The 10190-nt window shown below is 43.7% G+C and carries 8 protein-coding genes, 1 tRNA gene and 1 other RNA gene; 3 read left to right on the top strand and 7 right to left on the bottom strand.

Annotation, left to right across the window (positions count from 1 at the left end):
• Positions 1-137: 137 nt before the first annotated feature.
• From Q7S11_04825 to Q7S11_04800, 6 genes are all read right to left on the bottom strand, one after another.
• Positions 138-722 carry a hypothetical protein gene (locus Q7S11_04825; protein MDO8573047.1) on the bottom strand — a complete coding sequence of 195 codons (585 nt, stop codon included), beginning with the start codon at positions 720-722 and terminating at the stop codon, positions 138-140.
• Between the two features lie 258 nt (positions 723-980).
• Positions 981-1054, bottom strand: a tRNA-Ile gene (locus Q7S11_04820).
• 226 nt (positions 1055-1280) lie between these two features.
• Complete coding sequence (locus Q7S11_04815) at positions 1281-2552, bottom strand: peptidoglycan-binding protein (GenBank protein ID MDO8573046.1); 1272 nt, start codon at positions 2550-2552, stop codon at positions 1281-1283.
• A gap of 218 nt (positions 2553-2770) precedes the next feature.
• Positions 2771-3319, bottom strand: coding sequence for a hypothetical protein (locus Q7S11_04810; protein MDO8573045.1), 549 nt, complete (start codon positions 3317-3319; stop codon positions 2771-2773).
• A 92-nt stretch (positions 3320-3411) separates the two neighbouring features.
• Entirely contained in the window at positions 3412-5340 is a 1929-nt protein-coding gene (gene ftsH / locus Q7S11_04805; GenBank protein ID MDO8573044.1) for an ATP-dependent zinc metalloprotease FtsH, read from the bottom strand.
• Between the two features lie 163 nt (positions 5341-5503).
• The gene (locus Q7S11_04800; protein ID MDO8573043.1) at positions 5504-5887 is read right to left on the bottom strand and encodes a hypothetical protein; all 384 of its coding nucleotides are present in this window, start codon (positions 5885-5887) and stop codon (positions 5504-5506) included.
• A gap of 51 nt (positions 5888-5938) precedes the next feature.
• Here Q7S11_04800 and smpB point away from each other — a divergent pair, with 51 nt between their 5' ends.
• From smpB to Q7S11_04785, 3 genes are all read left to right on the top strand, one after another.
• Positions 5939-6388: an SsrA-binding protein SmpB gene (smpB, locus tag Q7S11_04795; GenBank protein ID MDO8573042.1), complete on the top strand. Its 450-nt coding sequence runs from the start codon at positions 5939-5941 to the stop codon at positions 6386-6388.
• Between the two features lie 108 nt (positions 6389-6496).
• Positions 6497-6893: a transfer-messenger RNA gene (gene ssrA, locus Q7S11_04790) on the top strand.
• Positions 6894-7997: 1104 nt separating this feature from the next.
• Positions 7998-8552 carry a hypothetical protein gene (locus Q7S11_04785; GenBank protein MDO8573041.1) on the top strand — a complete coding sequence of 185 codons (555 nt, stop codon included), beginning with the start codon at positions 7998-8000 and terminating at the stop codon, positions 8550-8552.
• Positions 8553-8708: 156 nt separating this feature from the next.
• On the opposite strand, the gene Q7S11_04780 is transcribed toward Q7S11_04785, so the two are convergent.
• Positions 8709-10190 (bottom strand): fibronectin type III domain-containing protein (locus Q7S11_04780; GenBank protein MDO8573040.1); only part of this gene is annotated, 1482 nt, incomplete at its 5' end.

Below are 10190 nucleotides of genomic sequence, written 5' to 3'. Positions count from 1 at the left end.
ACAATAAAAAACACGATATTCATTTTGAGTAAACATTAAGCAGGCAAGCCTTAAAAAAAACCCAACGAGGTTGAACCTTGATATAAAAACAAAAGGGCCTTTCGGCCCTTTTGTTTTTTAATTCTTGAGAATTTAAATTACTTGATGGTAAACGATGCGTTGCTCACATCCCAATTACCCGCCTTATTTTGTTTGTAGTCCCACATGGTAAGATTTCCACTCGCATCTTGTGACACCACCATAATCTTATAGCTTCCTGGTGTTACATTTCTACAATTAGTCAGAGAGAGATCGCATGTTGTTCTCGCATCCCAAAGAATTGAATTATTGGGAGGAAGTTTTGAACCAATCCAACCGATAAGAAGATTGTCGGTAGTTGGATTTCCTTGATTTGTCATACTTGCTTTCATGAGTGCGATACTTACTTGCCCTACTCCTCCTTGCCATGCAACAGAACTCTGTATTCCTTGGGTAAGTGTTTCGCCACCGTTCGGAGAGACGACAAAAACCGATGATGATTGAGTCGCCCCGATTACTGTTGCAACATTTGTACCAGTTGAAACTTTCGACTTTACGATTGATTCTAGTTTTACTTGTAAGTTTTTTACAATTTCAGAAAGGGCCGATACTCGCGCGCGTAAATCATCCATTACATTTGCAGATGAGACAAGCGGAAGAAGCATTATGGATCCAATAAAAAATGCTATGGTTACTTTTTTCATAAAAATATAAACTTTTGCGGGTTAATAATAAAAAACTATTAAATATAATAATTCTTGCTCCCAACGTTGTGTCTCTACATAATACATGAATACTCGAATTTGTCAAGTTTTTTCAAAAGGACTTATTTCTTAAGATCATTTTAAACATAATTCCTTAAAATGCAACCATATGTCCGCCCGTCAGGACTCGAACCTGAAACCGTTCGGATATATTAGTAAATATAAGTGGTTCGTTTTTCTCCAAAAATTATAACTCTGTCCGCCCTCTTGGATTTGAACCAAGGACCGCAGAGGTATAAGCTCTGTGCTCTAACCAACTGAGCTAAGGGCGGACACAATTATAATTTCTCTCAAAAAACTGCCACTTATAAGCCGAATGCTCTAACCATTGAGCCTGCCTACCCGGCAGGCAGGATACGGACGGACACAGGGTTTCAATTTTCCCCCAGTGACACCATTATACACGGCTCCCGCAAAATCAAAACAAAATAACGACCCTTTGGTCGTCATTTTGTTTTTCAAGCCCTTCTGTAACAACACTTTTTGTGTTGTTCGTGATTACCCCCGACCACAGGTCATTGCTCTGATTTTTTCACGGGTAAGCGGACCGACAAATCCTGTCGGGCTTATTCCCGTAGCTGTTTGAAATGTCTGAACTGCTTTGAGGGTGAGATATCCGAAGTAGCCAGTTGCTTCCGTGCTTAAATATCCGCCCAGGATAAGCACGCCTTGCACTTTGGTTACCTCCCCATTAGTGTCCACATCACGCGATCGCAGTCTCATGTTTTGAGTGAGTTCCGTGCAGGAACTCTGTACGAGAGGATCGATATCGGCTGGTGGAACTTGCCCGCCTCCTTGTCCCGGTATCACCGGAGGAAGCGTTGATGGCGGTTTGGTCGTGTTTGCAAGCTGGCCCTGTAAAAGATTGAGTTGCTGAAGTAAAGAATTTATCTGCGCTTGTAGGGCATCTGTGGTTGGGTTTGTGGTAGTGAGTGTCGCCACACATACGCTCCCATTCCATACCTGCCCGGTAGCGCATGTGGTGCTGGTGAGCACACACGAGCTGCCATTCCACGTCTGTCCTGTGGGACAAGTTGTGTTTAGGATTACGCAAGATGCTCCATTTGAAACCTGTCCAATAGGACAAATTATTGGCGTTGTTTCCACCACACACGCTGACCCATTCCATACCTGTCCCATAGCACATGTGGTGCTGGTTACCACACATGCACTCCCATTCCACGTTTGGCCTGCCATACACGTTGTTGATGAGTCTCTCAAATCCACCTTGCTATCTGCGTTAAGGTCGTACTTGATTGCACTCTTAAACGAAGCGAGGTCGGCAAAGTTTACAACCCCATCCCCCGTGAAATCAGTTTTTGCGCACGGAGTCGATGATGCGGTATATTGACCAAAACAGGATTTAAGGAAATTGAGATCAGTATTGTCGGCGGAATCGCGGAGGTCGATGGTAAGATCGGCGTTCATGTCGTAGATAAGCGAGGAGCGGAGCATTGTGTAGTCTGCCGCAGTTACGATCCCATCGCTGTTAAAGTCCGACTTGGCACATAATGGTGAAGTGGTGGTGTATTGATTTAAACATAGTTTGAAGATTTCGAGGTCGGTTTGGTAAGATGCCCCAGCAACCTGCGCTTGCTGTGTTGTTGATAAAGAAGTAATGATTTTATTTAAAGAAGCAGACGCTTCAGCAAGTTTTGCTGACATGTCACTTAGTGTATCTGCTGATGCGATAACAGGGGAAATTAATAAAATGGCAGTCAAAAGAACGCCTGACAATCGTGTTTTGAAAGAGTGATTATGATGACTCATATATGAAAAGACTAGTTATTAATATCAAACTTATTTATTATAGTATACCCCCCCCCGCAAACTAGCAACCCTCGTTATACACATCCATTCTCTATCTACGCCTCCTGCTATCTATCATATAAAAATGCCTATAGACATTTTTATATGATAGATATAATCTGTAATAGCGCCAATAATACTCCCTTCTGCAGAGTCCTAGGGTTAAAAATAGTCGGAATTTAAACACCGAAGTGTTGCTTCATTTTTGTTGCCCCTTCAAAGTTAGTGGCGTGCAGATAGATGATGTATTTCCTCACGCCGAAAATTTCTCCGATAAAGTCGATCTCGTCTTTGCATGGATAGGGCGATGCAAATACCGATTTTTGTATCGGATAGAGCCCGAGTTCTTTTATCTTAAAACTGACTGCGCTTCGCGCTCGTTTTTGGGTCTCGGGAATATCAAACATCACCATATGCCACACTCCATCCCATTTTTTCTGCGGTTTGAGTTTCATGGTCTCAAGGTTATATTCTAAAACTTTTTTCTTTCCCCGTTCGGTAATTTCCACAACATCTTCTCCGTTTCTTTGGTAAACTCGTACCCACTTCTTTTTCTCTAAGCCACGAATTGCTTGACCTACACGATGTCGATCGTACGCGCCCTTGGGCTTAAAAAGCGTGGCGACTTGAGCAAGCCCAGGCAACGCAAAACAAGCAACAATGAACCCGCCGATTGCCAATCCTTTCAAGATTTCTTTCGCAAGTTCGCCCCGTTTGTAGTTTTTCATATTACCTCTATATTATCATACAAAATTGCCTATAGGCAATTTTGTATGATACTCGGGGGATTACCAATAAATAGAAGGTTGGGAATCGTAAATTATCCTGTTGCCAATATTTCTTCCTCCAGTTTTTTCGGCTTGATACCATTCAAAATAAGCAATTTTTCAAATTCGGCACGCTCAAGTGTTTCTTTTTCAATAAGTTCATGCGCGATATCATCAAGTGCTTTGCGATATTCCATGAGAACTTTTTCAGCGCGACGATGTGCTTCATTCATGATTTTCGAAACCTCTTCATCAATCTCTTTCGACATTGATTCTGAATAATCATGCTCATTGAGTCCTCGTCCTACAAGAGTACGCCCACCAATACCCTCAAGCGCCATTGGCCCAAGCTTGTCAGACATCCCGTATTTTGTCACCATATCGCGCGCGAGCGCGGTTGCAACCTGCAAATCATTCGAGGGTCCTGTCGTGAGATCATCAAAAAGCATTTTTTCGGCAACATACCCGCCAAGTGACATAGCAATATCATCCAAAAATTCTTTTTTGGACTGCATTCTCCTTTCCTCAAGGGGAAGTTTGAGGGTGTACCCTGCCGCATGTCCGCGTGAGATAATCGTTATCTTATGAACCGGGTCCGCGTAGTGAAGCACTGATGATACGAGAGCGTGCCCCGCTTCATGGTAGGCAGTAATCTCTTTTTCTTTTTTAGAAAGCAGATGGCTTTTGCGCTCGGGACCGAGCATCACTTTCTCAATCGAGCGGATAAAGTCAAATTGTGAAACTTTCTTGCGATCTTCACGCGCCGCAAGGATTGCTCCTTCGTTCATAAGTGAACTTAAATCCGCCCCAGAGAATCCCGGCGTTCTTTCCGCGATAACGCGAAGGTTTACATCTTCAGCTAGTGGTTTTTTGGTTGCATGGATTTTAAGAATTGCTTCACGATCATCAACATCTGGCAGATCAAGCACCACGCGGCGATCAAAACGGCCGGGACGCAAAAGCGCAGGGTCCAAAACGTCGGGGCGGTTGGTCGCTGCCATGACGATTACTTTTTCGTTTGGTTCAAAACCGTCCATCTCAACAAGGATTTGGTTGAGTGTCTGCTCGCGTTCGTCATTGCCTCCGCCCATGCCACTCCCTCGGACGCGACCAACCGCGTCAATTTCATCCACGAAAATAATAGCCGGTGCCGCTTTCTTCGCCATTTTGAAAAGATCTCGCACGCGTGATGCGCCAACGCCCACAAACATTTCAACAAATTCTGAACCTGAAATAATAAAAAATGGCACCCCCGCTTCTCCCGCAACTGCGCGCGCAAGCAAGGTCTTCCCTGTTCCTGGTGCACCCACAAGCACAACGCCTTTCGGAATCCGCGCCCCGATATCCAAGAATTTCTTTGGGTTCTTAAGAAAATCAACAATTTCCTTGAGTTCCTCTTTTGCTTCTTTTACACCCGCGACATCTTTAAACATTACACGCTGATTTTTATCATTAGGATCTATGATGCGAGCTTTTGATTGTCCAAACGAGAACGCCTGCATCCCGGCACCTTTGACTTGCCGTGACATAAACCAGAAAAAGAAGACAATAAAAATAATAGGGAGAAGGAATGGTGCAAGATTAAGGATCCAATAACCAAGCCCTGATGGATTTTGCGCGACAATACCAGCATCTTTAATTTTTTCTGCGGGAACACCTAGGTCGGAGAGAACGGAAGGCAATGTCCCACTCGGCTCTTTTAGGGATTTCTTCACCACGTCATCTTTGTACGTGGCGGTAATCTTATCTCCTTCAATTTCTACTTTTAAAATTAGCCCGTTGGTAATATCGGTAGCAAGTTGGGAAATAGAGATTTCTTCTATTTTTGCCCGTGATTCAGATATCATTGAGTAAACAGTTGAAAGAATGAGCAGTATAAGAATAACGCTTAAGATATTACTTAAGAATTGTTGCTTACTAGGTAATCCGACACCCTTTTTGGTTCCTTTCTTTTTTGAATCTTTTGGGTTAAAAATATCCATCCCTTTGGCATTTTAGGTTAATAATACGGTGGTTTTGTGTCTCGTTAGGTGATTTCTCGTTAAACTCTCACGGGACAAGCAGAAAGACATTCTATACTAATTTGTAGGAAAAAGAAAATGCCATGATTTGCTTTCACAAATCATGGCATTTCAAACAGCGATGTTACCTATTCTGATTCCTTAACTTTTTTGCATATCCACATCTTTTCTGGCAAACCAAAAAATAATCTTCTTGGTCTTTCTTTTTGCTACTAAATCTTTTATCCAAAGTTCTAATCGCCTCTTCCCTTAAATCCCCGTTTTTACATTTTGGGCAAACCATTCGTACTTCTTTGGGAACAGAATACTTTGCGAGTATACGCATAAAACCCAGCAAAATAAAACCCCCGAATACAATTAATATTCCCCAGAAAATTACAAAATAAATGTAACACCTCGTGGAATTACCGAAGAATACTTCACATGCTTCTGGATACATAAAACCTCCGTAGTCTTTTATTGCAAGGTGAAGGTAGGGAGTTTTGTCAAAATTTCTTTTTGCATTCAACCATAATAAAATTTCGTTGTCAAACGCTTTTGTTACTGATAGGATAGGCAGATGCCGACGTTGATAGAAAATAAAAAAGCATATTTCAATTACGAGATCCTCGAAAAATTCGAGGCGGGTATCGAGTTGCTCGGTCCCGAAGTCAAATCTCTTACCAACAAACGCGGTTCCCTTGAAGGCTCGCACGCTATCGCCCGAGGCGGAGAAGTATTTCTGATAGGAATGAACATTCCTCCCTATCAACCCAAAAATATGCCAAAAGACTACGACCCGCTCCGCAATCGTAGATTACTTCTCACAAAAAAAGAAATTGATGTGCTCGCGGGCGCTGAAGGTGCGAAAGGATTGACAATTGTGCCGATTTCATTGTATACTAAAGGACGCAAAATCAAGGTTTCAATCGGTATCGGACGCGGCAAGAAAAAATATGACAAACGCGAATCGATCAAGAAACGCGACACCGAGCGCGATGTCGCACGAGAAATGCGTGAAAGGTTTTAGAACGTTGACAAATTAGTTATTAGTTTTTAGTTGCTAGTTTTCAGTAACCGCAAAAGTTCAGTGGGATTATTTCTACCAACTACCAACTGCCAACTACAAACTAAATATGGGGATGATCGGCCTAGACAGGGGATCATCTTTGCGATGTGCAAGTCGAGAGCCAACGATCTCGTTAAATCATTGGAACTGCTAAATGCAAAAAATTTAGTTGCAAAAGCAAAAGGAATTGTATCTCCGTATTTCGGAATCAACAACTTTGCTCCGGTTTACGCGTTAGCCTAAGCCGCATCTTACCTGCCGACGTCCGATACGCAGTCTAAGGTGTTATATATTCGGAATAGGAATGTTGTACTTCTCGGCAATGTTTCGACACTAAGAGGATCGGCGAAATGAGATTTTGTTTGTTTTATACTCATCTCGCTTAAAAAAATTAAACCAACTACACTCTGTAGACTCATCGCAAACTATTTCCTGCACGGGGGTTCGATTCCCCCCATCTCCACAAGTCGCACCGCCCAAAGACACCCGTCTTTGGGCGGTTTGCGATTGTGCGAGATGGGGGGAATCGAAAGGCGCAGCGATATTTTTGTTTGCGCAAAGCGCAAGGCAAAAATCGCGAGCCGGGGTCGCGCAAAATTTCCGTCAGGAAATTTATATGTGACCGATTTCCCTTCGTATGTGGGGGAATTGAAAGCCGGAGCGCGACGGCGCGAGGCGGGGTCGCGAACACTTTGTATTTTATGAGCATAGCGAAATAAAATACTTAGTGATTCGTGACCGATGAACCTAGAATCGAAAGGTGGTGGCAGAAAAGTGTACCCGACCCCCTTTCCCCGCCCTTTCCCCAAACAAAAACGCCCTGAAGTGGGCGTTGCGTTTCTGTTTTATCTTATTTCATTATCAATACAAGTCATCAGCTGGCTGGCAGCATGAACCAATCTCCTGCCGTCTTGCGATGAAGGTCCGAGTACGGGATTACGGGCTTGCCATTACAAGCCTCTGGTGCTCGGTGTCGGGTTTCTTCATAGAATCCAAGCGGCGTTAGTGCCTCTATCGGCATTTCCTCCGCCCTTCACTCTCTATGGCTCCCACCCAACCAACCTTCTCCCGGGTCGCGCCACGGTTCGCAGCCAGCATCTGACCTGTTTCCCTTTTAGGGGGAACTCTTTCGATGTTACCTGTTGGAAAAATAGCGGATAATATCACATTTGTCCAGTCGGTTTTTTTATTTCTCTTTATCTTCGTCGAGTTTCCACGGGGGCATATATTCTTTATTGTACTGTTCTTCGTTTATTTTACGATTTTTGTTACGCTCCTTTTCGTCTTTTCTGGTTTCATGCCCGGGCACATAGAACTCTTCCCCGTTTATTCTGACGAAGTCTTCTTGATCGATGAAAGTGCCACAGTCTCAGGAACACTTTGCACCAAGGGGCGGTTCATAAAGTGCTCCATCGGGTGTTCGTTCAAAACTCATACCATAATGATATCTCTAAAGACATCCTTATGCTACACTTGAGCAAGCCCGGTGAAGAGTGGGTTCGACTCGCCAGGTTAAATTTTAAATACAAAGTGGATACTATTATCAATTATTATTAATACAAATATATATATGAACGAAATGCAGACACAGCAGCCGGCACCATCTTCCGGCTCAAACAACAAGACGATTATCATCATTGTCGGTGTAGTAATTGTTCTCGGTTTATTGGGAATGTTCGGGAGAGGATTCTTTGGGAAAAATGCAACGGAACGAGCAATCGAGCGCGCAACTGGTGGCAATGTGGATGTCGATTACAATGGCAATAATACGGCGACATACAAAACTAATGATGGAAGTGTCTCGGTAGGAGAAAATGTTTCTTTGCCAAGCAGCTGGCCTTCTGACGTCTCTATCATGCAGGGTGCAAAGATTAATTACGCAGTGTCTTCCAATCCATCTACAGGCTCAGACGGTGCGGGGGTTATGTACAGTACGACAAAATCGGCAAGTGAAGTAATTGCATATTATAAGACTGAGTTACCAAAACAAGGTTGGGCAATCGGAAATGAGGTAACTATGGCAGGTGCTTCCATGTTATCCGCCACAAAAGGTGAACGCTCCATGAGCGTCTCGGCTGGAGGTGACGCGAGTGGAACATCGGTGACTATTGGTGTCTCCAAATAATTCGTCCGCTGGATTTTTGAGATTTTTCCATCATAACCTTAAATAAAAATCTCTTCATACCAAACAGAAAGCCCCTTGATAGGGGCTTTCTGTTTGGTCTTGTACGATATACAACAACCATCTCTGTTATAAGCCGACGTAGGCGTGTTTTTAAATTTAATTTGGGAAATGTACCAAATCAATGTACGCCGCATCATTTCCAGCAACTCCGCCTTTATCTTTTGAATATTCCCATTTGAATGTGTGAGGTCCTGCAGAAACAGTATACTTTCTAAATATCCAACCCGCATCCAATGGATCTCGTTGTGCATCGTAATACCCCGATGCAGCAACATTACTTTGCTCGACACCATCAATGTAAAACTTGAGAAGATCATCCCCTACTTCCGACGATATGTAATAATAAAACCACATATCTCCTCCAGATGTTGTAATCGTCTTTTGCAAAGTGGACACACCATTATTTCCCAGTGGTGTATACGATCTCGCAGAATATGATCCGAGTTTTTTACGATAGTTTACACTTGTTGTTGACCAAACTTTAGTGGCATCATTTGTCCATGTCGCAGGAATTCCCGATTCAAATGATTCTCCCTTGTCACTGACAGGGGTGAAATTGGGAATCACAATGTCGTCAAGCCAAACCCCATCTCCAGCGGTATTAACACTTGAATCTTTAACGTAAATCCAGTCGAGTGAATGAACACCAGCGGTTATGGCGGAAGTAAACGCGTCTTCTGTCCATGTCGTGCCAGACCCAGATTTTGGATAATTTGCCTGAACGACACCATCGATGAGAAAAATAAATTTGTCGTAATTACCCTCGCTTTCATATCGTCGCCAGAAAGAAACATCTCCAGCTTCAAAATTTGCCAATAGTGTCAGTTGCGAGAAACTATTATTGACTCCACCATTCCCCGATTTTATCGCGTATGTTCCACTATGCTTTTGACTGGTCACAACCGTCCAAGGAGAATTGGGGGCGATGTCAAATGCTCCGGGCATTACCCCATTTTCAAAATCATAAGTGACTGAAGATGGGGGAATTATTTCCTGCGTCGTGGCGTTTGCACTAGTTGATTGCATTGAAATGTTGCCTGCCGCGTCAAATGCAGAGACAGTGTAGGAGTAGGTGGTGGAAGCAAGGAGCTCTTGGTCTGCATAGGTTGTTGCTGAAGTTGTTCCCACTTGGAGACTATCGCGGAAAACACGGTATCCAGAAACACCAACATTGTCTGTTGAAATGCTCCAGGTGAGATTGATCTGTGACGAAGAGGTAGATGTGGCTGAAAGTCCGGTGGGAGTGGTAGGGGCGGTGGTGTCGGGAGGAGGAACGAGTTGTGTCGTTGCAGAGACTACTATTGATTGTGGAGAGGCGTTCCCTACCACATCGATTGCACGCACAGTATAGGAATAGGTGGTGGATGCGGTGAGTCCGATGTTTGTGTACGAGAGTGCTGTGGTTGTGGCAATAGAAATGCTGTTACGGAAGATTTCGTAGTGTGCAACTCCTGATGTGGTTTCTCCGGCTACAGTTGGGTCGGTGGAAGCATTCCAACTCAAGTTAATTTGAGACGAAGAAACTGCAGTTGCGGAAAGGTTGGTGGGAGTGGTAGGAGCGGTGGTGTCGGGGGTTAG

The sequence above is a fragment of the bacterium genome (genome assembly GCA_030648955.1).
Lineage (GTDB): Bacteria > Patescibacteriota > Minisyncoccia > Phycocordibacterales > JAUSHB01 > JAUSHB01.
This window is presented reverse-complemented; position numbering and strand designations above follow the sequence as displayed.

What these genes read in the sequence shown, in the direction of transcription:
- Q7S11_04825 (MDO8573047.1), bottom strand. Translation starts at nt 722, where the DNA reads ATGAAAAAAGTAACCATAGCATTTTTTATTGGATCCATAATGCTTCTT.
- Q7S11_04815 (MDO8573046.1), bottom strand. Translation starts at nt 2,552, where the DNA reads ATGAGTCATCATAATCACTCTTTCAAAACACGATTGTCAGGCGTTCTT.
- Q7S11_04810 (MDO8573045.1), bottom strand. Translation starts at nt 3,319, where the DNA reads ATGAAAAACTACAAACGGGGCGAACTTGCGAAAGAAATCTTGAAAGGA.
- ftsH (MDO8573044.1), bottom strand. Translation starts at nt 5,340, where the DNA reads ATGGATATTTTTAACCCAAAAGATTCAAAAAAGAAAGGAACCAAAAAG.
- smpB (MDO8573042.1), top strand. Translation starts at nt 5,939, where the DNA reads ATGCCGACGTTGATAGAAAATAAAAAAGCATATTTCAATTACGAGATC.
- Q7S11_04785 (MDO8573041.1), top strand. Translation starts at nt 7,998, where the DNA reads ATGAACGAAATGCAGACACAGCAGCCGGCACCATCTTCCGGCTCAAAC.